This window comes from Sphingomonas sp. SORGH_AS_0950 (genome assembly GCF_030818415.1).
GTDB lineage: Bacteria > Pseudomonadota > Alphaproteobacteria > Sphingomonadales > Sphingomonadaceae > Sphingomonas.
On the sequence record NZ_JAUTAE010000001.1, the window covers coordinates 3311881 to 3338364 of the forward strand.

General features: G+C 68.0%; 26 protein-coding genes and 1 riboswitch. Of the genes, 10 read left to right on the plus strand and 16 right to left on the minus strand.

The window, feature by feature from the left end:
* Window positions 1–72: 72 nt before the first annotated feature.
* The 8 genes from QE385_RS14965 to QE385_RS15000 all read right to left on the minus strand — a co-directional run bounded on the left by QE385_RS14965 (window position 73) and on the right by QE385_RS15000 (window position 7522).
* Window positions 73–435, minus strand: a complete 363-nt coding sequence (locus tag QE385_RS14965) for a hypothetical protein (RefSeq protein WP_307103149.1) — start codon at window positions 433–435, stop codon at window positions 73–75.
* 63 nt (window positions 436–498) lie between these two features.
* Window positions 499–1503: a type II secretion system F family protein gene (locus tag QE385_RS14970; RefSeq protein WP_307103151.1), complete on the minus strand. Its 1005-nt coding sequence runs from the start codon at window positions 1501–1503 to the stop codon at window positions 499–501.
* Window positions 1504–2481, minus strand: a complete 978-nt coding sequence (locus tag QE385_RS14975) for a type II secretion system F family protein (RefSeq protein ID WP_307103153.1) — start codon at window positions 2479–2481, stop codon at window positions 1504–1506.
* A gap of 4 nt (window positions 2482–2485) precedes the next feature.
* On the minus strand, window positions 2486–3748 hold the full coding sequence (locus QE385_RS14980; protein WP_307103155.1) for a pilus assembly protein CpaE: 1263 nt from the start codon (window positions 3746–3748) through the stop codon (window positions 2486–2488).
* Window positions 3745–4413, minus strand: coding sequence for a CpaD family pilus assembly lipoprotein (locus QE385_RS14985; RefSeq protein ID WP_307103157.1), 669 nt, complete (start codon window positions 4411–4413; stop codon window positions 3745–3747). Before QE385_RS14985 ends, QE385_RS14980 begins: the two co-directional genes overlap by 4 nt.
* Before the next feature lie 26 nt (window positions 4414–4439).
* On the minus strand, window positions 4440–5969 hold the full coding sequence (locus QE385_RS14990; RefSeq protein ID WP_307103159.1) for a type II and III secretion system protein family protein: 1530 nt from the start codon (window positions 5967–5969) through the stop codon (window positions 4440–4442).
* Between the two features lie 2 nt (window positions 5970–5971).
* Window positions 5972–6973, minus strand: a complete 1002-nt coding sequence (cpaB, locus tag QE385_RS14995) for a Flp pilus assembly protein CpaB (RefSeq protein ID WP_307103162.1) — start codon at window positions 6971–6973, stop codon at window positions 5972–5974.
* Between the two features lie 96 nt (window positions 6974–7069).
* Window positions 7070–7522, minus strand: coding sequence for a prepilin peptidase (locus QE385_RS15000; RefSeq protein ID WP_373424680.1), 453 nt, complete (start codon window positions 7520–7522; stop codon window positions 7070–7072).
* A gap of 50 nt (window positions 7523–7572) precedes the next feature.
* Between QE385_RS15000 and QE385_RS15005 the strand changes: the two genes are divergently transcribed.
* Both QE385_RS15005 and QE385_RS15010 read left to right on the plus strand, forming a co-directional pair.
* Entirely contained in the window at window positions 7573–8508 is a 936-nt protein-coding gene (locus QE385_RS15005) for an alpha/beta fold hydrolase (RefSeq protein ID WP_307103165.1), read from the plus strand.
* A complete protein-coding gene (locus QE385_RS15010; RefSeq protein ID WP_307103167.1) occupies window positions 8505–9584 on the plus strand; it encodes an FAD-binding oxidoreductase in 1080 nt (359 codons plus the stop codon). The genes QE385_RS15005 and QE385_RS15010 overlap by 4 nt, the downstream gene beginning before the upstream one ends.
* Window positions 9585–9605: 21 nt before the next feature.
* Here the strand turns inward: QE385_RS15010 and rnhA are convergent, their stop codons facing one another.
* From rnhA to ispH, 3 genes are read right to left on the minus strand one after another with little or no spacing between them, the layout of a single operon-like run.
* Entirely contained in the window at window positions 9606–10043 is a 438-nt protein-coding gene (gene rnhA / locus QE385_RS15015) for a ribonuclease HI (RefSeq protein WP_307103169.1), read from the minus strand.
* Window positions 10040–10993, minus strand: a complete 954-nt coding sequence (thrB, locus tag QE385_RS15020) for a homoserine kinase (RefSeq protein ID WP_307103171.1) — start codon at window positions 10991–10993, stop codon at window positions 10040–10042. Before thrB ends, rnhA begins: the two co-directional genes overlap by 4 nt.
* Before the next feature lie 3 nt (window positions 10994–10996).
* Complete coding sequence (gene ispH / locus QE385_RS15025; protein ID WP_307103172.1) at window positions 10997–11953, minus strand: 4-hydroxy-3-methylbut-2-enyl diphosphate reductase; 957 nt, start codon at window positions 11951–11953, stop codon at window positions 10997–10999.
* Window positions 11954–12081: 128 nt separating this feature from the next.
* On the opposite strand from ispH, the gene QE385_RS15030 reads away from it, so the two are divergent.
* The 5 genes from QE385_RS15030 (at window position 12082) to gcvPB (ending at window position 17872) form a co-directional block, all read left to right on the plus strand.
* Window positions 12082–12705, plus strand: coding sequence for a hypothetical protein (locus QE385_RS15030; RefSeq protein WP_307103174.1), 624 nt, complete (start codon window positions 12082–12084; stop codon window positions 12703–12705).
* Between the two features lie 250 nt (window positions 12706–12955).
* A riboswitch (glycine riboswitch) is annotated at window positions 12956–13063 on the plus strand.
* 161 nt (window positions 13064–13224) lie between these two features.
* On the plus strand, window positions 13225–14400 hold the full coding sequence (gene gcvT / locus QE385_RS15035; protein ID WP_307103176.1) for a glycine cleavage system aminomethyltransferase GcvT: 1176 nt from the start codon (window positions 13225–13227) through the stop codon (window positions 14398–14400).
* Between the two features lie 2 nt (window positions 14401–14402).
* Window positions 14403–14774 carry a glycine cleavage system protein GcvH gene (gene gcvH, locus QE385_RS15040; RefSeq protein WP_307103178.1) on the plus strand — a complete coding sequence of 124 codons (372 nt, stop codon included), beginning with the start codon at window positions 14403–14405 and terminating at the stop codon, window positions 14772–14774.
* A gap of 186 nt (window positions 14775–14960) precedes the next feature.
* Complete coding sequence (gene gcvPA, locus QE385_RS15045; RefSeq protein ID WP_307103180.1) at window positions 14961–16319, plus strand: aminomethyl-transferring glycine dehydrogenase subunit GcvPA; 1359 nt, start codon at window positions 14961–14963, stop codon at window positions 16317–16319.
* Window positions 16316–17872, plus strand: a complete 1557-nt coding sequence (gene gcvPB, locus QE385_RS15050; RefSeq protein WP_307103182.1) for an aminomethyl-transferring glycine dehydrogenase subunit GcvPB — start codon at window positions 16316–16318, stop codon at window positions 17870–17872. The genes gcvPA and gcvPB overlap by 4 nt, the downstream gene beginning before the upstream one ends.
* 124 nt (window positions 17873–17996) lie before the next feature.
* On the opposite strand, the gene QE385_RS15055 is transcribed toward gcvPB, so the two are convergent.
* Window positions 17997–18236, minus strand: a complete 240-nt coding sequence (locus tag QE385_RS15055) for a SemiSWEET family transporter (protein WP_042484722.1) — start codon at window positions 18234–18236, stop codon at window positions 17997–17999.
* A gap of 118 nt (window positions 18237–18354) precedes the next feature.
* Here QE385_RS15055 and bluB point away from each other — a divergent pair, with 118 nt between their 5' ends.
* Window positions 18355–18978 (plus strand): 5,6-dimethylbenzimidazole synthase, encoded by a 624-nt coding sequence (bluB, locus tag QE385_RS15060; protein WP_307103184.1) that lies wholly within the window; start codon window positions 18355–18357, stop codon window positions 18976–18978.
* Window positions 18979–19105: 127 nt separating this feature from the next.
* Here bluB and QE385_RS15065 read toward each other — a convergent pair whose 3' ends face one another.
* Both QE385_RS15065 and QE385_RS15070 read right to left on the minus strand, forming a co-directional pair.
* Window positions 19106–20002 carry a DMT family transporter gene (locus QE385_RS15065; RefSeq protein WP_307103186.1) on the minus strand — a complete coding sequence of 299 codons (897 nt, stop codon included), beginning with the start codon at window positions 20000–20002 and terminating at the stop codon, window positions 19106–19108.
* A gap of 72 nt (window positions 20003–20074) precedes the next feature.
* Window positions 20075–21268, minus strand: a complete 1194-nt coding sequence (locus tag QE385_RS15070; RefSeq protein ID WP_307103189.1) for a helix-turn-helix transcriptional regulator — start codon at window positions 21266–21268, stop codon at window positions 20075–20077.
* A 47-nt stretch (window positions 21269–21315) separates the two neighbouring features.
* On the opposite strand from QE385_RS15070, the gene QE385_RS15075 reads away from it, so the two are divergent.
* Together QE385_RS15075 and proS are read left to right on the plus strand one after the other, a co-directional pair.
* Window positions 21316–21519 carry a hypothetical protein gene (locus QE385_RS15075; RefSeq protein ID WP_307103191.1) on the plus strand — a complete coding sequence of 68 codons (204 nt, stop codon included), beginning with the start codon at window positions 21316–21318 and terminating at the stop codon, window positions 21517–21519.
* A gap of 64 nt (window positions 21520–21583) precedes the next feature.
* On the plus strand, window positions 21584–23116 hold the full coding sequence (gene proS, locus QE385_RS15080) for a proline--tRNA ligase (protein ID WP_307103192.1): 1533 nt from the start codon (window positions 21584–21586) through the stop codon (window positions 23114–23116).
* 124 nt (window positions 23117–23240) lie between these two features.
* Here proS and QE385_RS15085 read toward each other — a convergent pair whose 3' ends face one another.
* Together QE385_RS15085 and rnr are read right to left on the minus strand one after the other, a co-directional pair.
* Window positions 23241–24209, minus strand: a complete 969-nt coding sequence (locus tag QE385_RS15085; RefSeq protein ID WP_307103193.1) for a glutathione S-transferase family protein — start codon at window positions 24207–24209, stop codon at window positions 23241–23243.
* Window positions 24210–24282: 73 nt separating this feature from the next.
* Entirely contained in the window at window positions 24283–26481 is a 2199-nt protein-coding gene (gene rnr, locus QE385_RS15090) for a ribonuclease R (RefSeq protein ID WP_307103195.1), read from the minus strand.
* Window positions 26482–26484: the final 3 nt, after the last annotated feature.

The window sequence follows — 26484 nt, forward strand, 5'->3', positions numbered from 1 at the left end:
CCCCTCCCGCAGGCGGGAGGGGCCGGGGGGAGGGCAGGGTGTCTCACCGAGCCCACACCCGATGAAACCCGGTTACCCCCGCGTCGAAACCCGATTCCCGAAATCGAACCAGCCCCGACGCTCACCCGCCGGATAGGCCGGACGCGCGGCGGTGGCGGCGACCGGGCGGTACGGCGCCCGCTCCGTCACGGGGGCCGCCGCCACGGGTTGCGCACTGGCCAGCCGCTGGTTCTCGCGCTCCAGCTCGGCGATGCGGGCCTGTGCGGCGGACAATTTGGTCTCGGTATCCTTCACCTGCGCGGCATGGGCGTCGCGCTCGGTCGAATAGCGGGTGCGCCATTTGCGGCCGCCCGGATGGCTCGCCAAGCCGAAGAGCCACCCTGCGATGAGGACCAGCCCCAGCACGGCGAATTGTGTCGTCGAAGTGAACAGCATCGCGGTCGATCCCTGCCTGTTACGTCCGGACAACGACCGGACGCGTCGGTGGTTGCGCGGGCGTTACTGGCCGGTGACGAGCGTATCCTTGATCGAGCAGGCGGCGGGGCCCAGGATCACCACGAACAGCGTCGGCAGGATGAACAGGATCAGCGGCACCGTCATGATCGCGGGCAGGCGCGCGGCCTTTTCCTCGGCGCGCATCATGCGTTCGTTGCGGAACTCGGCCGACAGGACGCGCAGCGCACTGGCGAGCGGGGTGCCGTATTTCTCGGTCTGGATCATCGTCGTGACGACCCCGCGCACCGAATCGAGATCGACGCGCATCGCCAGATTCTCCAGCGCCTGGCGCCGGTCGGTCAGGAAACCCAGCTCGACCGAGGTCAGCTGGAACTCGTCGCCCAGCTCGGGATAGGCGCGGCGCAATTCGCGCGCCACGCGCATGAAGGCTGCGTCGATGGTCAACCCGGCTTCGGCGCAGATGACCAGCAGGTCGAGCGCATCGGGCAGGCCTTTGCGGATCGCCTGGCTGCGCTTGGTGATCTGGTTCTTCAACGCCAGATCGGGGGCCTTGTACGCCAGCAGCAGCGTGCCTGCGACCAGGATGTTGCGGCTGAACGGGCTCCAGGTGGCGAAACCGTCGGTGCCGTACACCCACAAGGCGATCAGCCCGCCCAGCACGATCGGCAGCGCGAGGCGGCCGAAGATCACCGCGACCGCCATCTCCTTGGACCGGATACCCGCCTGGAGCAGCTTGGTCTGGACCGCGCGGACCTGTTCGTCCTGCAACATCTTCAGCGAATCGAGGATGGCATGCATCCGGTTCAGCATCGTGTCGCGGTCGATCAGCCGCGCGCGTGACGGGGGCGGGGCAGCGGTCCCGGCCTTGAGCTGTTCGCGGCGCGCGTTGAGGGTGCGCACCCGCGCCTTCATCGGATCGCGGCTGCCGATCAGCAGATAGCCGACGAACAGCAGCGCCAGGATGCAGACGCCCCATAGCAGCGTGGCGGTGGAGGCGGCGTCGAGGCCGAACGGGCCGGTCGCGGAAGAGGGGGCGGGGCTGCGCATTCAGATCTCGAAATTGATCATGCGGGACATGATGAACGCGCCCAGCCCCATCCACAGGATGCCGACGCCGCCGACCAGCATCAGGCGCGGATCGATGAAGAAGCGCGCCATATAGGGCTGGTTGATCATCCAGATCATGGCGAACACGGCAAAGGGCAGGACGCCGATGATATAGGCCGACGCCTTGGATTCGGACGACATCGCCTTGATCTTCAGCTTCATCTGCGCACGCTTGCGCAGCACATCGGCCAAGTTGGACAGCGTCTCGGCCAGGTTGCCGCCGGTTTCGCGCTGAATGGCGATGGCGATGACGAAGAACTGGAATTCGGGCGTCTCCAGCCGGTCGGCGACGTCCTGGAGCGCGGCATCCATCGTCCGGCCGATCCTCATCCGGTCATAGACCGCGCGGAACTCCTCGCCGACCGGGCCGGGCACCTCCTGGCCGACGACCGCCATCGTCTCGGCGATGGGCAGGCCCGAGCGCAGCCCGCGGACCAGCAGCTCGATCGCGTCGGGAAAGCGGGCGGTGAACTTCGCGATCCGGCGGCCGATCGTCATCGACAGGAAGACATGCGGCAACCACAGCCCGATCCCAATCCCGAGCAGCAGCGCCAGGACGAAGGACAGCCCGATCATCAGGCCCAGCATCAGCGTGACGAGCGCGACGGCGGCGCAGCCCAGGCCATATTGGCCCAACGTCCAGCCGCGCCCCGCCCGGTCCAGCCGCCTGGCCAGCTTCGCCGGGTTGGGCAGCAACCGGCCGAACGCCTTGTCCATGCGGGTATCGGTGGCGAACGCGATCCCGCGCGACGCGGTCGCCACGGCGGGCTTGTCGAGATCGAGCGCGACCCGCGTGCGCAGGCCCGCCAGCCGCCGCGACTGCGCGCGCGGCGTCGACGGGGCCGACAATGCGGCCATCACCAGCATCAGCGTCGCGAAGACGCCGATCGCCAGGATCAGGGTCGCCAGGATGCTCACCCGGTCAGGCCGTCCCGGCGCGCTTCGACAGCAGCGCCTTGAAGTCGAACCGGTCGAACAGCCCGCGCCGCGCCGGGGCGGCGGCGCCGTCCTCCGTGGAGGCGCAGATGCGCTGGACCATGGCGATCATCGGCGCGACGGTGCGCGAGGACTTGCCCAGTTCGGCGATCGGCTTGCCCAGCTTGGCGGCCTGCACGACCAGTTTCTGGTCATAGGGGATGAGGACATCGACGGGGCGCTCGATCGACCCCTCGAAATCGCTTTGCGCGATCTCGCAGAGCGCGGCGGGCTGGACCCGGTTGGCGACGAGCAGGACGGCGGCCTGCGGCGCGTTGAGCTTCAGCCAGGCGAGCATGCGGATCGTGTCGCGCGCGGCGGCCAAGGTGAGTTCGGTCACCAGCACCACGGTCTGGGCGGTGTTCAGCAGCATCGGCTGTTGCAGGGCCATGTCGCGCGGCAGGTCGACCAGCGTCGTCTCGAAGGTCAGCCGCATCTCCTCCTGCAACTGGGCGAAGGCGATGCCGTCGGTCAGGATCGGCGCGCTGATCGGCGCCTCGGCGGACAGGATGGCCAGCCGCTCCGACGCCTTGACCATGGCGCGTTCCAGGAACAGCCCGTCGATCCGGCTGGGATTGTCGATCGCGTCGACCAGTCCGCGTCCCGGCTCCAGGTCGAGCGAGAGCGCGGCGGTGCCGAAATGCACGTCCAGGTCGAGCAGCGCGGTCGAACGCCCCAGCCGCTCCGCCATCAGCCAGCCGAGCGAGGTGGCGATGGTCGAGGCGCCGATGCCGCCGCGCACGCCGATCACCGCGACGCCGCAATGCGCCCGCTCGGGCGTCTGGTCGGCGGGGCGGGGGGCGTGCAGGATCGCACGCGCCTGTTCGAGCGTGTCGCGAAGCTGATCGGCGCTCAGCGGCTTGAGCAGATAATCATGGATGCCGCTGTTCATCAGCGTGCGATACAGGCGCACGTCGTTGACCTGCCCGATCGCGATGACGATCGTGCCGGGTTCGCACACCTCGGCCAGATTGTTGATCTCCCCCACCGCATCGTCGGTGTCGCTCAGGTCGACCAGCAGGATCTGCGGGCTGGCCGACACCGCCAGCGACTGGATCGCACCGCGCATGCCGGTCTTGAAGACCTTGTCCGGCGACCATCCCTGTTCGTCGGCGATCGGGCGGATCGCCTCGGCCGCCCAGTCGTCGCAGACATAGGCCTGGAACGGGTCGCGCTTCAGCGCGCGTTGGGGATTCCAGGGGGCGTTCACTGGGGCTCTCCGCTGCTGGTCGGCGCGGGGCCGCTGCTTGCGGTCGCGTTGGGATCGCGCAGCGTGGTGCCGCCCGTGCCCGTTGTGCCCGCCCGCCGCATCGCGACGATCGCGCGGGTGGCGGAGCGCGGGTCGGCGGTGGCGGGGCCGTCGGTGCCGCGGACCAGTTCCCGAGGATCGGCGACCATCGCCGCCAGATTACGGTTGATCGCGCAGCCATGGTTGGACGAGGTGTCGCCGCTCCAGTCGGGGGCCAGATCGCTGCGCCAGTCGGGGCAGCCGGGCACCGTCGCGCGGGCGCGGGTCACGATCACGCGGATCGTCGCGGGCGCGACCGGGCTCTGCGCGATGGGCGAGGACGGGCCGAGCAGCAGGCCATAGGCGCCGATCACCGCCGCGACCTGGCGATAGGCGCCGGGGGCCTCGCCCGCCGGGTCCTCGACAGTCACGCGGTCGCCATAACCCAGCCGCAGGTTGCGCGCCCAGCCGTCGAGGCGGTGATCCTCGTCGGTCGCCAGTTGCCCGCGCGACACGGCGAGGTCGAGCGCATAGTCGGTCTGCGACACGACCGGCTGATGCGCGGTTTCCAGCCCGTGCTGGCCGCCGGCGTTACAGGCGGACAGCAGCAGGCCGAGGGACGTCAGGCAAAGCGGGGCGCGGCGCATGGGGCGGGGCATCCTTGGGCGGGCGATCATTCGGAAAAGCCCGGCATGGGAACGGCCTTGCCGGGCCGGGCGGCGGGCGCGGCTCCGACCGGCGCGGCGGCGCCGGATACGGGGCGACCCTGGACCGGCGGGGCCATGGTGGGGACGGGACGCGGCTCTCCGGACCCGGCGGCGACCCGTCCCAGCAGGACGCGCTCGGCATCGTTGGGCGGGCGCTGGCCGTCCGTCGGCAGGGCGATGTCCGAGGGGGAATCGACCGGCTTGACCAGATAGGGGGTGATGATGATGACCAGCTCGGTCTCGTTGCGCTTGAACGCGTTGGACCGGAACAGCGAGCCGATCAGCGGCAGGTCGCCCAGCCACGGCGCCTTTTCGATGCTGTTGTCATGGGTGTTGGACAACAGCCCGCCGATCATCATGCTCTGCCCCGACCCCAGCTCCAGCGTCGTCTCGGCGCGGCGGGTGGACAGAGCGGGGATCGAGGTGCCGTTGATCCGGACCGACCCGACCGACGAGATTTGCGAGACTTCGGGCCGGACGCGCAGCGAGATCCGGCAGTCGGACAGCACCGTCGGCGTGTAGGACAGGCTGACGCCATATTGCTTATAGTCGACCGACACCGCGCCGAAGCCGCTGGTCAGCGGAATGGGGATCTCGCCCCCCGCCAGGAAGGTCGCGGTCTCGCCCGACAGCGCGGTCAGGTTGGGATTGGCCAGCGTCGAGACCTGGCCCAGCGTCTCGCCCAGATCGATCGCGGCGAGCAGGTTCATCCCCAGCACCCGTCCGGCCAGCCCCACCGACGTCCGCGCGTCGCCCGAGGTGAAGCCATAGCGGGTGCCGATGATCTGCCCCGTGGTCGGATCGGTGACGTCGCTGATCGTCCCGGCATTGCGGCCCGACGCGACGCCGAACAGGAAGCCGCCGCTATTGTCGCGGCTCAGCAGGTTGACGCCGATCGTCTTGACGAAGCTGCGACTGACCTCGGCGATGCGGACCTGGAGGTTCACCTGAAGCGGGGTCGCGGTCTTCAGCCGGCTGATGATCCGGGTGTCCTTGCCGACATAGGCCTGGACCAGCCGCTCCGCCTCGGCGACATCGTCGGGGGAGGCGACGGTGCCGGTCAGCAGGATCATGCCGTTGATCGGCGTGGCGGCGATCTTGGCCTCCGGCATGGCCAGCCGCAGCATCCGGCCGATCGAATCGGTGTTGTTGCCGACCCGCACCGTCGCCGAATAGACGACCGCCCCGCCGCGCCCGGTGGCCGAGATGGTCGTTTCGCCCGGCTTCTTGCCATAGATATAGAGCTGGGTGGGCGAGCGGACCTGGACGTCGGCGATGCTGTCGTCGGCGACGAACAGATCGGTCATCGGACGGCGCAGGGTGATGAGGCGCGCCCGCCCGGTGTTGATCTCCATCGCGCCCGACCCGTCGCTGACGACCGTGGAGCCTTCCGGATCGGCGGCGGCGGATGGCGCGGGGGCGAGGAGCAGCGGCGAGAGGATCAGCATATGGGCGGCGGCGCGTGCCGAGCCCGCCAGGATGGACCGGGACGCCATGTTCAATTCATCCTTCCAGCTGTGGACGGACCCGAATCGCCCGAACCATGGCCGCGCGTGACCTGCACGCCGCCTTCGCGAACCGGGGCGCCCATGCCCGTGATCGCGCCCGCACCCGCGCTGCCCGCCACGGGCATCGCGCCGCCGGGCATCGGGATCGTGCCGTGATCGGGCCCGGCATTGGCCTGGCGTCCGGGCACCGTCCGGCGCTGATAGCGCGACACGTCGCCGCCGGTGACATAGGAGGCGCGGTCGATCATCGGCTGGCTCGCGCCTGCGCTTCGGTCGGGCTGGTCGGCCAGTGCGCGCAGCGACAGCGACAGCGTGCCGACCGTCTGCGCCACGGCGAGCTGTTCGGCCATTTTCGGCGTCGTCTCGACGGTGACGGTGGTGAAGGGGTGGACCGCCGTCTTGCCGTCCGAGCCCGCCTGATGGTCGGTGCTCTGGTCGGTGGCGAGCACGCGGACGTTGCGCATGATCGTCTCCGACACCTTCAGCGGGGGGCCGTCGCCGCCGCCCGCGACATCCTGGGTCAGCACCATGTCGATGCGGTCGCCGGGAAAGACGAAGCCCGCCACCGCCGTCTGCGCCGATACCGGCACCGTCACCGCGCGCATGCCCGGCGTGAGTGCCGCAGCCAGGAAGCCACGGTCGCCCGGCGGCACCACCGACCCCTGGGTCAGCGGCTGCCCGGCGGTGATCGCATAGCGCAGCACCGTGCCCTGCAGCTTGGTGGGATCGGCCTGGCCCTTCACATAATAGGCACCCTGGACCATGTCCTTGGGCCAGGGCTGGAATTTCAGCGCGGTCGGGTCGATGATCGTGCCGACCGGCAGGGTGCGGGTCGCGACCAGCACCTCGGGGCCCGATTCGGCGGGCGCGACGATGACGGCGGCGGCGGCCTGCGGCGCGCTGCTGCCCGACGTGATGGTCCGGGCGAACAGCGCGGTCATCCCCGCGACCACCAACGCGCCCAACACCAGTAACAATTTGCGACTGTCCATCCCGCGCTCTTGGCCTCGTCGCCGAGCCCTCTGCCCGGCCTGTTCAGGAAAATCAGGTATGATTGAATGGGTTAAATATCGGTTCCCGCAGGATCATCAGCCCCGCCACCGCGATCGCCACGCCATAGGGAACCTCGATCGGCCGCGCCGCCCCGCGCCCTGGCGCCGACGCCGCAACCGATGGTCGAGAATCATGGCGAAGGTCACCACGCCGCCCGCGATCGACATGATCAGCAGCATCCGGAACAGCGGTTGCAGCGGCAGCCATAGCGCCAGCGCGGCGATCATCTTCACGTCGCCGCCGCCCATCATGCCGACCCGAAACGCCTGCGCGAACAGCAGGAAGACCAGGCCCGCGACCGCCAGCTGCACCACGATATCGGGCCAGACCGACAGTCCCGACGCCCACCACCAGAGCGGCGCGAGCAGCGCGATGGCGGCGTTCTTGCGGTCGGCGATCTCGCGAGTGCGCGCATCCTCGATCCCCGCCGCCACCAGCAACAGGGTCAGCGCACCGATCAGCGCGATACGGACAATGGTCCATTCCATCGTAGAACCACCTAGACGGCAGGGCTTTCTAAACCGTAACCGGGAGGCGGATGACCGACGCCTTTGCCCTTCGCCGATCCTTCCCCGCGGATGCGCAGCTGTCGCACTGGACCGCGCCCGACGGCTGGGCGCATCGCCGGTTCGACTGGGTGGCGGCGCGGCCGGTCGGCCGGTTGCTGTTCCAGACGGGACGCGCCGACATGATCGAGAAATATCTGGAGGTCTTCGCGCATCTGGTGTCACGCGGCTGGAGCGTCACCGCGTTCGACTGGCGCGGGCAGGGGGGATCGGGACGCCTGCTCGCCGACCGGCATGTCGGGCATGGCGCCGATTTCTCGGTCTATGTCGCGGACCTGCACAGCTTCTGGCGGCAATGGCGGGGCGAGGACGGCGCGAGGCTTCGCCATGTCCTGCTCGGCCATTCGATGGGCGGGCATCTGGCGTTGCGCGCCTCGGTCGAGGGGGCGGTCGATCCCGATGCCCTGGTGCTGGTCTCGCCGATGCTGGGGCTTCGCCTGCCGACCGGCGCGCTGCTGGGGGCGATCCTTATCCGTGCGATGGCGGCGCTCGGCCGGGGCGAGCGTGCGATCTGGCGCGCCGATGACGGGGCGGGCCGCCATACCCGCCAGCGCAACCTGACCCATGACGTCACGCGTTACGAGGACGAGGCCTTTTGGTACGCGCGGATGCCCGAGCTGGCGCTGGGGCCGCCGAGCTGGGGATGGCTGGCGGAGGCATCGCGCTCGATCCGGGGGCTGTCGCGCGATCCCCGGCTCGACCGGCTGGGCCTGCCGACGCTGATGCTGATCGCCGAGGCCGACCGGCTGGTCGATTCGCGCGTCGCGGCGCGGGTCGCCGCCCGGATCGGTGCGCGCACGGTCCGCTTCGGCGACGAGGCGGCGCATGAGCTGCTGCGCGAGGCGGACCCGGTGCGGCTGCGCGCGCTGGAGGCGATCGATGCGTTCCTGGCCGGGGTCGCCGCATGAGCCATGACATCGCGATCGTCGGCGCGGGCATGGCGGGGGCGAGCCTGGCGGCAGCGATCGGATCGCGTGCGCGCGTCATCCTGCTCGAGGCGGAGGACATGCCCGGACGCCATGCGACCGGGCGCTCGGCGGCCTTCTGGTCGGAAACCTATGGCGGCCCGGCGGTCCAGCCGCTGACCACCGCCTCCGGCGCGCCGCTGCGCGACGGCGGGTATCTGACCCCGCTCGGCTCGCTTCACGTCGGCCGCGCGGAGGATTCGGCGCAGATCGAGCGGTTGCTCGGCGATTTCGCGGGCAGCGGGGTGGACCTGTCGCCGGTCGATCCCGCCACGCGCATCCCCGGCCTTCGCCCCGAATGGGTGCAGGGCATCTGGGAGCCGAGCTGCGCCTATATCGACGTGGCCGCGCTCCACGCCGATTTCCTGGCGGCGGCGAAGGGCGCGGGGGCGGTGCTGAGGACCGATGCCGCGCTGGTCGCCGCCGAACGCCGCGACGGGCTATGGCATCTGGAGACGCGCGCCGGGCCGGTCGAGGCGCAGATATTGGTCGACGCAGCGGGGGCCTGGGCGGACGAGGTCGCGCGGATCGCGGGGGCCGCCCCGGTCGGCATCACGCCCTATCGCCGGACGATGATGCAGCTGCGCACCGATCCGCCCGCGCCGTCCGGCCTGCCGCATGTCATCGACATCAACGGCCGATTCTATTTCAAGCCCGAGGCGGGCGGGCGGCTGTGGCTGACCCCGCATGACGAGACGCCCAGCATCCCCTGCGACATCGCGCCCGAGGAATGGGACGTGGCGGTCGCCATCGACCGGCTGGAAAAGGTGGTCGACTGGCGCGTCGCGGCGGTCGAGCGCCGCTGGGCGGGGCTGCGCAGCTTCGCCCCCGACCGTGCGCCGGTCTATGGCTTCGACGCCAAGGTGCCGGGCTTCTTCTGGTGCGCGGGGCAGGGCGGCTTCGGCATCCAGACCGCGCCTGCCGCATCGCGCATGGCGGCGGCGCTGCTGCTGGGCGAGGGGGATATGCCGGGCGGCGTGGATGCGGCGCGCTATGCGGCGGCGCGGTTCTCGCGATAGACCCGCGCCGCCCGGAAGCGGCTATTTGCGAAACGTCTCCGCCGCATCGCTCGCCAGCTTGTCGGCGCGTTCATTGTCGGGGTGGCCGGCATGGCCCTTCACCCATTTCCACTCGATCTGGTGCCGCTCCGCCGCCGCGACCAGCGCCTGCCAGAGTTCGGCATTCTTGACCGGCTTCTTGTCCGCCGTGCGCCAGCCATTGCGCTTCCAGCCATGGATCCACTTGGTCAGGCCGTCCATCACATAGCGGCTGTCGGTCGACAGCGTCACCGCGCAGGGGCGCTTGAGCGCGTTCAGCGCCTCGATCGCCGCCATCAGCTCCATGCGGTTGTTGGTGGTCAGCGGCTCGCCGCCCGACAATTCCTTCTCATGCGCGCCCGACCGGATCAGCGCGCCCCAGCCGCCGGGGCCGGGATTGCCCTTGCACGCGCCGTCGGTGGCGATCTCCACGGGGGTCACAGTCCGGCCTTTCCGTCGCGATAGGCGATATAGCGCCGCCAATAGGCGAGCGGATCCTTGCGCGTCACCAGCGCATCGGCCGGGGTGTTCAGCCAGTCCCAGGCCCGCGACAGCGCGAAGCGGAGGCACGCGCCCATCGCCAGCTTCGCGAAGGCCGCGCGCTCGGTGTCGGACAGCGGGAAGTGGCGCTCATATCCTTCGATCAGCGCCGCGCCGATTTCGGGTGCATAGGTCTTACCGGCCGCGTCGAAGCTCCAGGCCGAGTGCATGACGGCGAGGTCATAGACGCGGTAGTCGGTGCAGGCGAAATAGAAGTCGATCAGGCCGGTGACCTGATCGCCCAGCACCAGCACATTGTCGGGGAACAGGTCGGCATGGATGACGCAGGCGTCGAGCGCCTGGCTCTCCCAGCCGTCCAGCACCGTGTCGAGCGCTTCGCCCATCGCGTCGTGCAGGCCCGGTTCGATCCGGTCGAGGTCGCGGCCGCATTGTTCGAACAGCGGGTGCCAGCTGGCATGGCCCATCGAATTGGCGCGGCTTTGCGGGAAGTCCGCCACCGCCCGGTGCATCGCGCCCATCGCGTCCGCCGCCGCCAGCGCCTGCGCCGGGGTCGGGTGCGACAGCGACACGCCGGTCAGGAACTGGATCAGGCAGGCGGGGCGGCCCGCCAGTTCCTGGATCTCGACGCCCTGCCGGTCCTTGATCGCGGGCGGCACGGCCAGGCCCTTGGCCGCCAGATGGTCGAGCAGCGCGAGGAAGAAGGGCAAATCGCCCGCCGCCACGCGCTTTTCGTACAGGGTCAGGATGAAGCGCGCGGTCGTGGTGTCGACCAGATAGTTGCTGTTCTCGACGCCCTCGGCGATCCCCTTGGCGGAGATCAGCTCGCCCACGTCATAGCGTGCCAGAAACGCCGACAGCGCCTCGGCCGAAACCTGCGTATAGACGGCCATGGTTCAGGCGGCCGCTTCCAGGCCGCGCGGCAGCTTGAACGCGATCGTCTCGCGCGTCGTCTCTTCCTCGCGTTCGGTGACGGTGAAGCGTTCCGACAGCCGGTCGACCAGCTCGCGGACCAGCAGCTCGGGCGCGGAGGCCCCGGCGGTCAGGCCCAGCGTCCTGACCCCGTCGAGGAACGCCCAGTCGAGATCGGCGGCGCGCTGGATCAACTGGGCGCGCTTGCCCGCCCGCTCGGCGACCTCGACGAGTCGCAGCGAGTTGGACGAATTGGGCGCACCGATCACCAGCACCGCGTCGCATTCGGCGGCGATCGCCTTGACCGCGGCCTGGCGGTTGGAGGTGGCGTAGCAGATATCCTCGCCACGCGGCGCCTGGATGCTGGGGAAGCGGCGCTGGAGCGCCTCGATCGTCGCGGCGGTGTCGTCGACCGACAGGGTGGTCTGGGTCAGGAACGCCAGATTGTCGGGATCGGCGGGGGCGAAGGCTTCGACATCGGCGACCGTCTCGACCAGCGACATCGAGCCCGGCGGCACCTGGCCGAAGGTGCCGATGACCTCGGGGTGGCCCGCATGGCCGATGAAGACGATGTGACGACCCATCTCGACCAGCCGCTCGGCCTGGCGATGGACCTTGGACACCAGCGGGCAGGTGGCGTCGAGATAATCGAGGCCCCGGCTCTCGGCATCGGCGGGCACCGACTTGGGCACCCCGTGCGCGGAGAAGACGACATGCGCATGCGGCGGCACCTCGTCCAGTTCCTCGACGAAGATCGCGCCCTTGGCCTTCAGGCTGTCGACGACGAACTTGTTGTGGACGATCTCGTGCCGGACATAGACGGGCGCGCCATGTTTTTCGAGCGCCAGCTCGACGATGCGGATGGCGCGGTCGACGCCCGCACAGAAGCCGCGCGGGGCGGCGATCAACAGGTCGAGCGGCGGCTTCAGGGCATCGGTCATGCTGCGGCTCTACGCCATTGCTTGCGCGCGTCCAACCCGGTTCCTATGCTGGCGGCCAAACCGGCATCCTGCTTCGGCATCCAGAATAGGCGTTTCGACCTGTGAAAGCATCGCTCCCCGTTTCCGTCTTGGCGCCCGTTGCCCTTGCGCTCGTGCTGGGGGGCTGCGCCCGCACCGGTGAGATCGATGCCTCGGGCGGGATCACCGCCGTCCGCTCGGCTTGCCCGGTGGTGGGCGTGGCGGCGGGCACCGGCGACGTGACGCTGTTCAAGACGCCGGGCGCGACCGACGAGGGGGCGATCGATCTGGTCGCCAATATGACCGATGTCCGCTCGACCTGCGCCGATGTGGGCAGCGACATCGTCACCACCGTGACCTTCAACGTCGAGGCGCGGCGCACCGACACGGCGGCGGCGCGCGACGTGACGCTGCCCTATTATATCGCGATCGTGCGCGGCGGGACCAATGTCGTCGCCAAGCGGGTGAGCCGCGTGTCGGTCCATTTCGACGCGGGCCAGGCGCGCGGCCAGGTGGCGGGCGAGGCCTCCACCACCATCGCGCGCGCCGCCGCGACCCTGCCCGACGAGGTCCGCGAAAAGCTGACCCGTCGCCGCAAGGCGGGCGACGAGGACGCGGCGGTCGATCCGCTGAGCCAGCCCGAGATCCGCCAGGCGGTGGCGAGCGCCAGCTTCGAGGCGCTGGTCGGGTTCCAGCTGACCGAGGCGCAGCTGAAGTATAACGCGACGCGCTAACGTCGTATTCCTCCCCTGCAAGGGGAGGGGGACCAGCGAAGCTGGTGGAGGGGTGTCGCCGCTTGCGCGTGCAGGATGCCGTCGCGGCGGGTACACCCCTCCGTCAGTCCTTCGGCCTGCCACCTCCCCTTGCAGGGGAGGAATAGGGGATACAATCCACAAGATTGATCGCATCCGCCACCGTTCCCCGATTGACTTGGGCACCCCCTGTCGGCAGAGGGCGCGGCGTCGATGTCGGACATGTCCGACATAGGCGCGCGCGGGAGAGCGCCGGGTGCATCTTTCAGATGGCAAGACCCGGCCGCCGAAGGAGCAACCACCCCGGAATCTCTCAGGCAAATGGGACCGCGCGATCGCCATCGACACTCTGGAAAGCGCGCCTCGACCCCGGTCGCGGCGCCACCGAAGGGGTAAGCCGGAATTTCCGGCGAAAGCTCTCAGGTTCCGTGACAGAGGGGGATCGGATCGGGTAGGAGACACGCGTCCCTAGCCGACACCCTTTTGACGGAGACCGGCCCCGTGAGCGACGCAACCGACCTTAACGTAGAAGACGCCCCCGAGGGTCAGGAGATCATCCAGACGCTGCCGCTGGACGCCTGGCACCGCGCGCGCGGCGGCCGGATGGTCCCGTTCGCGGGCTATGAGATGCCGGTCCAGTATGAAGGCATCATGGCCGAGCATCTGTGGACCCGCGAGTCGGCCGGGCTGTTCGACGTCAGCCATATGGGGCAGGTGGTCTTCAACGGCGACAATGGTCTGGCCCCGGTCATCACCGCGCTGGAAAAGGTCCTGCCGGGCGACATCGCTGGGCTCGGCGATCGCAAAAATCGCTATTCGCTGCTGCTGAACGAAGAGGGCGGCATCCTCGACGACTTGATGGTGACGAAGCGCACCCTCGATGGTGCGGAAGAGCTGTACATGGTCGTCAACGGCGCGACGAAGTATGACGACATCGCCTATCTGCTCGACTTCATTCCCGACGATGCGACGCTGAACCTGCTCGACGAGCAGGCGCTGCTGGCGCTCCAGGGGCCCAAGGCGGTCGATGCGTTGGCGCGGATCGTGCCGGGCGTCGAGGCTCTGGTGTTCATGACCGCCGCCGACTTCGTGTGGAACGACGTGCCGCTGTGGATCAGCCGCTCGGGCTATACCGGTGAGGACGGTTACGAAATCTCGATCCCCGCCGAGCATGCCGCCGCATTCGCCGACCTGCTGTGCGAGCAGGCGGAGGTGAAGCCGATCGGCCTGGGCGCGCGCGACTCGCTGCGTCTGGAGGCGGGGTTGCCGCTCTACGGCCATGACCTCGACCCCGAGACGACGCCGGTGATGGCGGATCTGGGCTTCGCGCTCGCCAAGAAGCGCCGCGAGGCGGCGGACTTTCTGGGTGCGGAGCGCATCCTCGCCGAGCGCGAGAACGGTCCCGCCGTCAAGCGTGTCGGCCTGACCGTCGCGGGCCGCCAGCCGGTGCGCGAGGGCGCGTCGGTGGTCGCCGAGGACGGATCGGTCATCGGCCGCGTGACGAGCGGCGGCTTCGCCCCGTCGATGGGCGCGCCGATCGCCATGGCCTATGTGCCGACCGAGCTGGCGACGCCCGGCACGGCCCTCAAACTGCTTCAGCGCGGCAAGACCCATGACGCCACCGTCACGGCGATGCCGTTCGTCCCCCATCGTTACGTTCGTTCAGGAGCCAAGTGACCATGAGCCGCTATTTCACCGAAGATCATGAGTGGATCGACGTCGACGGTGATGTCGGCACGGTCGGCATCTCCGATTACGCGCAGGGCGCGCTGGGCGACATCGTGTTCGTCGACGTTCCCGAGGAAGGCCGCGAGCTGTCCAAGGGTGACGAGGCCGCCGTGGTCGAGTCGGTCAAGGCCGCCTCGGACGTCTATGCGCCCGTCTCGGGCACCGTGATCGAGGGCAATGCCCAGCTGTCCGACGAGCCCGCGCTGGTCAACACCGATCCCGAAGGCGAGGGCTGGTTCTTCAAGATCACCCTGTCGGACGCGTCGGAGCTGGACGGCCTGATGGACGAAACCGCCTACGCCGCGTTCGTCGCGAAGCTCTAACCTTCCTACTCCCCTCCCGCAGGCGGGAGGGGCTGGGGGAGGGGACTCGCTCTCCCCCGATCATCAGGCTTGTTGAAGCCGACTGCCCTCCCCCGACCCCTCCGCCTGCGGAGGGGAGAAGAAGGGAAGGGCAATGACCCCTCGATCCGCGAGGTTTTCGGGGTGAGGGGCGGAGAAATGGAACGCATGCGCTACCTGCCCCTTACCTCTTCCGACCGGGCCGAGATGCTCTCGGTCATCGGCGCGGGATCGGTCGACGACCTGTTCGTCGACGTGCCCGAATCCGCCCGCCTGTCCGGCCCCATCGAGGGGCTGCCCAACCACGCGTCCGAACTGGCGGTCGAACGGCACATGACCGCGCTCGCGCGCAAGAACACCGTGGCGGGCGACGTGCCCTTCTTCCTGGGCTGCGGCGCGTACCGCCATCATGTCCCCGCCAGCGTCGATCACCTGATCCAGCGCGGCGAGTTCCTGACTGCTTATACGCCCTATCAGCCGGAAATCGCGCAGGGCACGTTGCAGATGCTGTTCGAGTTCCAGACGCAGGTCGCGCGTCTGCTCGGCACCGATGTCGCCAACGCCTCCATGTATGACGGCTCGACCGCCTGCTGGGAAGCGATCGGCATGGCGCGGCGCATCACCAAGAAGTCCAAGGCGATCCTGTCCTCGGGCCTGCACCCCCATTACGTCTCGGTCGCCAAGACCATGGCGAAGTATACCGGCGACACGCTGGAAACCGGCACACCCGTCCTGACCGCCGATACCGATATCGACCAGATGATCGCGGCGATCGACGGCGACACGTCCTGCGTCGTCGTCCAGTATCCGGACATTCTCGGCCGCATCGCCGACCTGACCCCGCTGGCCGAGGCCTGCCACGCCAAGAAGGCGCTGCTGATCGCCGTCGTGACCGAGCCGGTCGCGCTGGGTGCGATCCGCTCGCCGGGCGAGATGGACGCCGACATCGTCGTCGGCGAAGGCCAGTCGCTGGGCGTCGGGCTTCAGTTCGGTGGTCCTTACGTGGGCCTGATGGGCTGCAAGGATAAGTATATCCGCCAGATGCCCGGCCGCTTCTGTGGCGAGACGGTGGACGCGGACGGCAAGCGCGGCTTCGTGCTGACGCTGTCGACCCGCGAGCAGCATATCCGCCGCGAAAAGGCGACGTCGAACATCTGCACCAATTCGGGGCTGTGTGCGCTCGCCTTCTCGATCCACATGACGCTGCTGGGCGAAGCGGGTCTGCGCCGGATGGCGGGGATCAACCATGCCAATGCCTGCCGCGCGGCGGACCGTCTGGCCAAGGTGCCCGGCGTCAAGCTGGTCAACGACGTGTTCTTCAACGAGTTCACGCTGGACCTGGGCCGCGAGGCACGTCCGATCGTGCGGACGCTGGCCGAACGCGGCGTGCTGGCGGGCGTGTCGCTCGGGCGGCTCTATCCGGGCGAGGATGCACTCGCGAATGGACTGGTGGTGGCGGTCACCGAAACGGTGACGGCGGAGGATATCGAGACGCTTGCCCAAGCGCTTGAGGAGGTGCTGGCATGACGATCAACCAGAGCGGCTGGAAGCCCACGAGCCCCGAGGCCAAGGACGGCGAAGCGCAGGCGACCTTCACCGGCAACCGCGCGCTGATGCTCGAGGAAAAGCTGATCTTCGAGATTGGCGATGCCGAGACCACCGGCGTCGACTTCGCCGAGGGCGATGTCGCGGGTTCGCGTCTGGGTGATCTGAGCCGCAAGGCGCCGATCGGCCTGCCCGGCCTGTCGGAGCCGGAGACGGTCCGCCACTACACCCGTCTGTCGCGTCAGAATTACGCGATCGACCTGGGGCTGTTCCCGCTGGGTTCGTGCACGATGAAGCACAATCCGCGCCTGAACGAGAAGATGGCCCGCCTGCCCGGTTTCAGCGACGTTCACCCGCTCCAGCCCGTCGACACGGTGCAGGGCGCGCTGGAGGTCATTCACCAGCTGGCGCACTGGCTGGTCACGCTGACCGGCATGACCTCGGTCGCGATGAGCCCCAAGGCGGGCGCGCATGGCGAGCTGTGCGGCATTCTGGCGATCAAGGCGGCGCTGGAGAAGCGCGGCGAGGGCCATCGCAAGGTGATCCTGGTCCCCGAATCTGCACACGGCACCAACCCGGCGACGGCGGCATTCGCGGGCTTCTCGGTCGAGGACATTCCCGCGACCGCCGATGGCCGCGTCGATACCGATGCGCTGAAGGCGCGGCTGGGACCGGACGTGGCGGGCGTGATGATCACCAACCCGAACACCTGCGGCCTGTTCGAGCGTGATCTGAAGGACATTTCCGACGCGGTCCATGCGGCGGGCGGCTATGTCTATTGCGACGGCGCAAACTTCAACGCCATCGTCGGGCGCGTGCGTCCGGGCGATCTGGGCGTCGATGCGATGCACATCAACCTGCACAAGACCTTCTCGACCCCGCATGGCGGCGGCGGGCCGGGTTCGGGGCCGGTGGTGTTCTCGGAAGCGCTGACGCCGTTCGCGCCTTTGCCCTTCGTCGAGAAGACGGCCGAGGGCTTCCGGCTGGTCGAGGAAGAAAATGCCGAGGACCATCATGCCCACAGCTTCGGCCGCATGGTCGCCTTCCACGGCCAGATGGGCATGTTCACCCGCGCGCTGACCTATATCCTCAGCCACGGCGCCGACGGCCTGCGCCAGGTCGCCGAGGATGCGGTGCTCAACGCCAATTATGTCCTGCGCTCGCTGGAGAGCACGCTCGACGCCCCCTTCGCCAAGAGCGGCCCGTGCATGCACGAAGCCATCTTCTCGGACGAGGGGCTGGCCGAGGGCTTCTCGACGATCGACGTCGCCAAGGCGCTGATCGACGAGGGCTTCCACCCGATGACCATGTATTTCCCGCTGGTCGTCCACGGCGCGATGCTGGTCGAGCCGACCGAGACCGAATCCAAGGCCGCGCTCGATCAGTTCATCGGCGCGCTGGCGTCGGTGGCCGAACGCGCCAAGGCGGGCGACCAGTCGCTCAAGACCGCACCGCACTTCGCGCCGCGCGCGCGCCTCGACGAGACGCTCGCCGCGCGCAAGCCCGTGCTGGTGTGGAAGGACAAGGCGGCCTGATCGGCTGTTCCCCGCGCCGCCCGAGCGGTGGCGCGGGGGCATCGTCATCCCGGTGCAGGCCGGGATCTCTGGCGATCGTCAGCTTCCGTCGCCAAAGGCCCCAGCCTTCGCTGGGGCGACATCGCTAGAGCGCCGTGAACAGGCAAATCCCGCCCAGGATCACGCCGGGCGCATTGGCGAAGACGATCGGCCAATCCCGCTTCTCGCGCAAAAACCCATAGGCGACCCAGAGCGAGCAGTTCACCATCGTCGCCAGCGGCTGAATCACCGAACCCTTCTGGCCCGCCAGATTGAGTTGGATCTGGTCGATATAGGACAGATACATGGCCACCGCCGTGGCGGTCGCGATCCAGCCGAGCAGCATCAATTTCCGTTCGCTCACAGCCGTTTGGTCTCCTTGTTCATGACAGATAAATCGATTGAAGCCTGGTGCTGCAACGCGCAAGCGGGGCAGGATGCTCCGGGGCGGAAAAGGGACGAGCATGCGCTTTGAGACAAGCGACGCGACGACGCTGGAGACGATCCTGCGCTGGCGCCGCGACGTCCGCCATTTTCGCACCGATCCGATCGACGAGGCGGTGCTGGCGCGGCTGGCCGAGGCGATGGCGCTGGCCCCCTCGGTCGGCAATGCCCGGCCATGGCGGGTGATCCGCGTCGAGGACCCCGCATTGCGCGCCGCCGTCCGCGCCGATTTCCAACGCTGCGACGAAGAGGCGGCGGCCGATTATGCCGACGAACAGGCTGCGGCGTATCGCGCGCTGAAACTGGCGGGCCTGGACGCCGCGCCGGTGCAACTGGCGGTCTTCACCCATGTCGATCCGGCGGAGGGGCATGGTCTGGGTCGCCGCACCATGCCCGAAACGCTGCGTCAGTCGACCGCGATGGCGATCCACACGCTCTGGCTGGCGGCGCGGGCGGCCAATCTGGGCATGGGAATGGTCTCGATCCTCGACCCCGCCGCCATGGAGCGGATCTTCGAGGTGCCGGAGGACTGGAGCTTTACCGCCTATCTGTGCCTGGGTCATGCCGAGTGGGACGACGATACCCCGCTGCTCCACCGCGCGGGGTGGCAGGAAAATGCGCCCACGCGGTGGGAGGTGCGGTGAACAATTCCTCCCCTGCAAGGGGAGGTGGCGCGCGCAGCGCGTCGGAGGGGTGTCGCCCTGTCGATGGCGGGACACCCCTCCGTCAGGCCTTCGGCCTGCCACCTCCCCTTGCAGGGGAGGAATAACGTCAATCTTCCGCGGCGGCGGAAATCGTCTGTTGCTTGCCCAGCCGCTGCTCGCGCCAGACGATGAACAATCCGCTGGCGATGATGACCGGGGCGCCCAGCCAGGTTCCGGCCGTGGGCAAGGCCCCGAAGATGAGCCAGCCATAGACGGTCGCCCAGATCAGGCCCGAATAGTCCATCGGCACGACGGCGGCGACGGGGGCCAGCCGCGATGCGCCGGTCAGCGCCAGCTGCCCCATGCCGCCCGCCAGCCCGATCGAGACGAGCACCACCCAGGTCAGCGGATCATGCATCTTCAGGTGGAAGGCATAGGGCAGGGCGATGAAGGGCAGGGTCAGGATGGTGAAGTAGAAGACGGTCGTGGTCGCGGGCTCGTCGCGCAACTGGCGCAGCACGATCGCGACGATCGCCACGAACATCGCCGCCATCAGCCCGACGCCCGCCCCGAACATCGACATGTCGCTCGCCCCCGGTCGCACGACGAGCAGCACCCCCGCAAAGCCGACCAGCACCGCGCTCCACCGTTGCAACCCGGTCTTCTCCCCCAGCACCAGCGCGCCGAGCAAGGTGGCGAAGATCGGCACGGTGAACTGGAAGGTCGTCGCCTCGGCCAGCGGCAGCAGCATGACCGCCCCAAAGGTGAAGACCATGCCGACCAGCCCGACCATCGCCCGCTTGGCATGACCCTTCAGCCGGGTGGTGCGCAGCGACGCCAGCCCCGGCCCCGCCATGACGAAGGCGAGCACGACCGGCAGCGCGCAAAGCTGTCGGAAGAACATGGTTTCGGACAAGGTCGCCCCACGCGACTCGGCCAGCTTCACGAGCGCCGACATGGTCGACAGGAAGAAGATGGCGATCAGGCGCAGGCCGATGCCTTTGAGCACGCGGTCGCCGGTCATGACCCTGCGCTTAGAAGAGCATTTCATAAACGGCAATGGGCGAGGCCGGTCTGGGGCCGCCCTATGACCGGGCTATGGCGTGGCCTGGCCCACCGACAGGGCGGGGTGGCAGAGCATGGCAACCAGTTCGCTTTGGCGGGTGCAACCGATCTTGCCGAATATGGAGCGCAAATGCGTGCGCGCGGTCGCATAGCTGATGCCGCGGATGATCGCCGCCTCCTGCAGCGATCGACCGGCCGCCAGTTCGACCGCCAGCATCGCTTCCGCCGGGGTCAGGTCGAACAGCAGTTTGAGCAGCCCCGCCTTCGGGACGGACCGGTTGGCAGGGTCGGCAGCTATGATGATGAAGCCGTCGGCGTCGAAACGCGACCTGGCCATTTGGCGCAGCGGGATGAAATGGAGGGCACAGGGCGGCATCATGGCATGGGCGTCCAGCAGGATCGTCGCGCTGACCACCGCATCGGTACGGCTGGCGGCCAATGCCCTTCGGATCTTGGCATCGATGGCGGTGTTCCGAAAGCGAATCCGCCCCTGGAACGTCGTGATACGATCGCCCATCCCGACCTCGAATTGTCGGTTATGGGCGCGCAGCCGTCCGCTGCGTTCGATGACGGCGGCGGGGGTGTTGAGCAGGTCGAGCGCATCGACCGTCGCCTGGGCGGCGACCTGGTTCATCTGCATCGAAAGGCTGGCTGCGCGCGCCAGGTGAGGGCGCAGCCGATCCAGCTGAGGCAGGGCGGCGCGGGCACTGGCTTCGCTGGCAAAACCCTCCAGCGTGACGGTGATCATCTTGTCCGCCACGCCCTGGATGACGGTCCCGGCGCCGATCGCATATCCCTCGGGGATCAGAAAGTCGCGATAGACCGGGAGAGTGGCCATCATGTCCGGATGATGCAGGTCGCTGTCGGTACGGAACCGGGGCGCGTGTTCGGCGACGAGCGGCGCGGCTCTGACATTGGGCTCCATCCACCCCTGATCGATATAGCGTTGGAAGAAATCATCATGTCTCAATGACATGATGAATAAATTCTGCCATTCCGAAGTGGCAAACAGGCAGGCGCAGCGAGCACCGAAGTGTCTCGAGAGATTTTCGAGAAGTTGCGGCCAGCGATTGGGATCGGCAACCGTCGCATATATTTCGTCCAGAAGCCTTGGGTCGACCATGAAGCGGTCGCTATCGGAAATTCCTTTACGCGACATACCACAAATGGATGATGTAAACGCAATATCCGGCCGCTTATGATGACGGCGATGACATATGGCCATTATGCCATACATCCTTGTTTTCATACCAGAGATGAGCGGCGGGGGATATGATCGATCAGCATGAAGGGCGCGTGGACATTCACGACTTGTCGGCGCGTTCGCAAGGAAGGGATGGCGAATATGGTTCGCATCTATCGAAAAAGACTGATGAAGTCGTGCGCGACAACGGGCGGATGAAGCCGAGAATGGCCCTTTTGGTCATCCTGTTCATTGCGACCCTGTCCTGGTCCTGGATTTTCCTGCTTTTCTGATTGTCGATGCCCTGCGGTGCGTAGCGGCTTGGCGAAACCGGGTCTTTGCCGCTATCGGGCGGGCATGAAGCACGCTCTGTCCGTCACCCGCGACGCGGATTTCTCCGCCTGGTATCAGTCCGTCATCGCCGAGGGCGATCTGGCCGAGGAATCGGGTGTCCGGGGCTGCATGGTCATTCGCCCCTGGGGCTATGGCATCTGGGAGCGGATCCAGCGGCTGCTCGATGATCGCATCAAGGCGACGGGGCATGAGAATTGCTATTTCCCGCTCTTCATCCCGCTGTCCTATTTCGAAAAGGAAGCCGAGCATGTCGACGGCTTCGCCAAGGAGATGGCGGTCGTCACGCATCACCGGCTGATCGCGGACGGCAATGGCGGGCTGGTCCCCGATCCCGAGGCCAAGCTGGAAGAGCCTTTGGTCGTGCGCCCGACGTCCGAGACTGTGATCGGCACCGCCTTTGCCCGCTGGGTGCAGTCGTGGCGCGACCTGCCGGTGCTGATCAACCAGTGGGCCAATGTCGTCCGCTGGGAAATGCGCACCCGCATGTTCCTGCGCACCGCCGAATTCCTGTGGCAGGAGGGGCATACCGCCCATGCCACGGTGGACGAGGCGCGCGCCGAGACGATCCAGATGCTGGAAGTCTATCGCAGCTTCGCCGAGGACTGCCTGGGCGTCCATGTGATCGCGGGCGAGAAGCCCGAGAATGAGCGCTTTCCCGGCGCGGTCTCGACCTATTCGATCGAGGCGATGATGCAGGACGGCAAGGCGCTTCAGACCGCGACCAGCCACTTCCTGGGCGATAATTTCGCCAAGGCGCAGAATATCCGCTTCCAGAATGCCGAAGGCGGACTGGATTATGCTCAGACCACCAGCTGGGGCATGACCACGCGCACGATCGGCGCGATGATCATGGTCCACGGCGACGATGACGGGATGCGCGTGCCACCCAAGGTCGCGCCGTGGCAGGTGGTGATCGTGCCGATGCTGCGCGACCAGCCCGAGGACGAGGCGCTGCTCGCCTATTGCCGTGATCTGCAGAAGGAACTCGTGGGCCAGTCGGCGCTTGGCGAGCCGATCCGCGCCATGGTCGATGCGCGCGCGCAAAAAGCTGCCAACAAGCGCTGGGGATGGGTCAAGAAGGGCGCGCCGGTCATCATCGAGGTCGGCGGCCGCGACATGGCGGGCGGTAACGTCTCGGTGATCCGCCGCGACCGGCTGTACCGCGAGGACGGCAAGCTGGACTCGGTCGTAAGCCCGCGCGGTGACTTCGTGTCGGGGATCGAGGCGCTGCTCACCGACATCCAGGGCGAACTCCATCGCCAGTCGGCCGAGCGGCTGAAAGCACAGATCGTCCCCGTGGACGACTGGGCGGGCGTCGAGGCGCATTTCGCCGACGGCGTAAAGAACCCCGGCTGGGTCGATGTCCGCTGGGCCAAGCCGACCGGCGAGGAACTGGAGCAGGTGGTCGAGAAGCTGAAGGGCTTGAAGCTGACCATCCGCAACGCGCCGATGGGCCAGACGGGTTGTGACGACGGCCCCTGCATCTTCACCGGCCGCGCGGGCGTGGAGCGGGTGCTGATCGGCCGGGCGTATTGATCCTGGCACGCCCCTCCCGCAAGCGGGAGGGGATGGGGGAGGGAGGGCCCCAGGCGATGGTCTCTATGAGATTCCCTGCCCTCCCCAACCCCTCCCGCCTGCGGGAGGGGCTTAAGAAGAGGGGCTAGCCTCGCACCGATCCCGCCCAGGGCAGGTCCGGCCCGGCGGGCACGATGCCGGTCGGGTTCAGCTCCAGATGGCTGGCGTAATAATGCGTCTTGATGTGATCCAGATGCACCGTCTCCGCGATCGCCGGAATGGCCAGCATCCGCTCCAGCAGGCCCTCCAGCGCCGGATAGTCCTGCACCCGGCGGACATTGCATTTGAAATGGCCGTGATAGACCGCATCGAAGCGGACGAGCGTGGTGAACAGCCGGATATCCGCCTCGGTCATCCGGTCGCCGACCAGCCAGTCGCGCCCTGTCAGCCGTTCTTCCAGCGTATCGAGTTCGGCGAATAGCGGGGCGACCGCCGCGTCATACGCCTCCTGGCTCTTGGCAAAGCCGCATTTGTAGACGCCGTTGTTGACCCGGTCATAGACGGTTTCATTGATCGCATCGATCTCGCCGCGCAACTCGGGCGGGTAATAGTCACCCTCCAGCGCGCCCAGCCCGTCGAACGCGCCGTTCAGCATGCGGATGATCTCGGCAGACTCGTTGCTGACGATCGTGTCGCGGTCCTTGTCCCACAGGACGGGCACCGTCACCTTGCCGCTATAGCCGTCGCGCGCGCGGGCATAGAGTTGCCACAGATAGTCCGCGCCGTGCAGCGTGTCGCCGGTCCCGCCCCGTGTCGTCGCGAAGGTCCAGCCATTCTCGCGCATCAGCGGATCGACGACCGACACGTCGATCATCGACTCCAGCCCCTTCAGCGCGCGCAGGATCAGCGTCCGGTGCGCCCAGGGACAGGCATAGGAGACATAGAGGTGATAGCGCCCCGGCTCGGCCCGGTGGCCGGGCTGGCCGTCGGGGCCCGGGCCTCCATACGCCGTCACCCAGTCGCGGAAGCCGGAGTCCGGGCGCTTGAAGCTGCCCTTCTCGTCCGACTTGAACAGCCCGTCGGCGTGCCAGACGCCGTCCACCATATTGCCCATGCGCGTGTCTCCTATGGGGAGGGTACGCATGGGGGCGGGGGAGCGATCCAATCCTCCCCGTGCCGGGGAGGATTTACCGCCGTTTGCCGTTGTGGCGGATGTTCGCGGGCCTACCGCGCCGTTTCAGCACGCGGCGCGGTTCGGGCTTGGCGCCCTTGCCGTCGGGGAGTTCGAAGCGCAGCGCGCCCGACACCGGGTTGGCCTCCGCCAGACGCAGCGGCAGGCGCTGGCCCAGCTTGTAGATTTCGCGGGTCTTCTCGCCCAGCAGTTGCTGCGAGCCTTCGTCATAGTGGAAGTAATCGCCGCCCAGGTCGCGGATCGGCATCAAGCCGTCGCCGCCTACGCCATCGACGGTCGCGAAGAAGCCGAAATTGGTGACGCCGGTGATCCGCGTCTCGACCACCTCGCCGACATGCTCGGCGAGGTACGCCGCGACATAGCGGTCGATCGTCTCGCGCTCCGCCTCCATCGCGCGGCGCTCATATTGGCTGATCGACGTGCCCAGCCGCTCCATCTCCTCGCCCTCGGGCAGCAACCCGCCATCGCCCAGCTTGTACGCCCCCACCAGCGCCCGGTGGACGACGAGGTCGGCATAGCGCCGGATCGGCGAGGTGAAATGCGCATAGGAGCCGAGTGAGAGGCCGAAATGCCCCTGATTGACCGGCGCATAATAGGCTTGCGTCTGCGAGCGGAGGATCTGCTCCATCACCTGCGGGCGGAAGTCGGCGTCGCCGATCTTGTCGATGATGCGGTTGAAGGTCGCGGGGCGGATCACCTGGCCCATGGCGAAGGGGATGTCGAAGGTTTCGAGATACTCCTTCAGCGCGACCAGCTTGGTGCGGCTGGGCACCTCATGGACGCGGTACATGACGGGCGCCTTCTTCGCCTCCAGCGCCTTGGCGGCGGCGACGTTGGCGGCGATCATGTAATCCTCGATCAGCCGATGCGCATCCAGCCGCGCGCGCGGCGCGACCGACAGGATGCGGCCATTCTGGTCGAGCACCACCCGCCGCTCGGGCAGGTCGAGGTCGAGCGGCTCGCGCGCATCCCGCGCCTTGGCGAGCGCGGCCCAGCAGTCCCAGAGCGGCCGCAGCGCCGTCTCGGTCAGCGGATGCGACAGCTCGCCGTCGATCGCGGCCTGCGCGTCTTCATAGGCGATGTTCGCTGCCAGCCGCACCACCGCGCGGGTGAAGCGGAAGCCCTTGAGCTTGCCGTCCTTCGTCACCTGCAAGTGACAGGCGAGCGCGGCGCGGTCCTCGCCTTCCTTCAGCGAACAGACATCCGCCGACAGGATTTCGGGCAGCATCGGCACGACGCGGTCGGGGAAATAGACCGAATTACCCCGCCGCCGCGCATCCTTGTCGATCGCCGAGCCGGGACGGACATAGAAGCTGACGTCCGCGATCGCGACGATGGCGCGCCAGCCTTCCGGGTTGGCGGGATCGTCGTCGGGCGCGGCCCAGACCGCATCGTCATGGTCGCGTGCGTCGACCGGGTCGATCGCGACGATCGGCAGGTCGCGCAAGTCCTCGCGGTCGTCGCCCAGTGGCTGGCGCGCGATGCATTCGGCCTCCTCCAGCGTTTCGGGCTGGAAGCGGTCGGGAATCTCGAACTTGTGGATCGCGATCAGCGAGAAGCTGCGCGGGGCGAAGGGATCGCCCAGCCGCTCGACCACCTTCGCGGTGATGCGCGGCGGACGGCCCGCCTTCTCGGCCAGCACCAGGTCGCCCGCTTCCGCGCCGCCGGTGTCCGACACCATCATCTCGCGCCGGTCCTTCTTGTCGACGGATGTCAGCCAGAAGCGCCCCGCTTCCTCGCGCAGCACGCCCAGCACCTGTTCGGAGGCGGGCGCGATTGTCTTCATGACATGCGCGATCCAGCCACCGCCCGCTTCCTCGGTGCGCGCCAGCACCCGCTGGCCGATACCGAGTTGCCCACGCTTGCGTTCGCGGATGCGCAGCCGGGGGATGGGCACGCCGTCCGCTTCCCAGCGTTCCGGCTGGCCCCAGACATTGCCGCCGTCATCGACATCGACGACGCGCAGCACCGTCACCTTGGGCAAGCCGCCCATCTTGTGGAAGGCGCGGCCCGGCGCGCTGTCGATCAGCCCTTCGTCGGCCATGTCCTTGAGCAGCGCCTTCAGCCCGATCTTCTCCTGCGCGGACAGGCCAAAGGCGCGTGCGATCTCGCGCTTGCCCGCCGGCTGGTCCGACTGTTCGATGAAGGCGAGGATTTGCTCACGGGTCGGCAGACCCGGCTGGGGTTTTTTCATGGG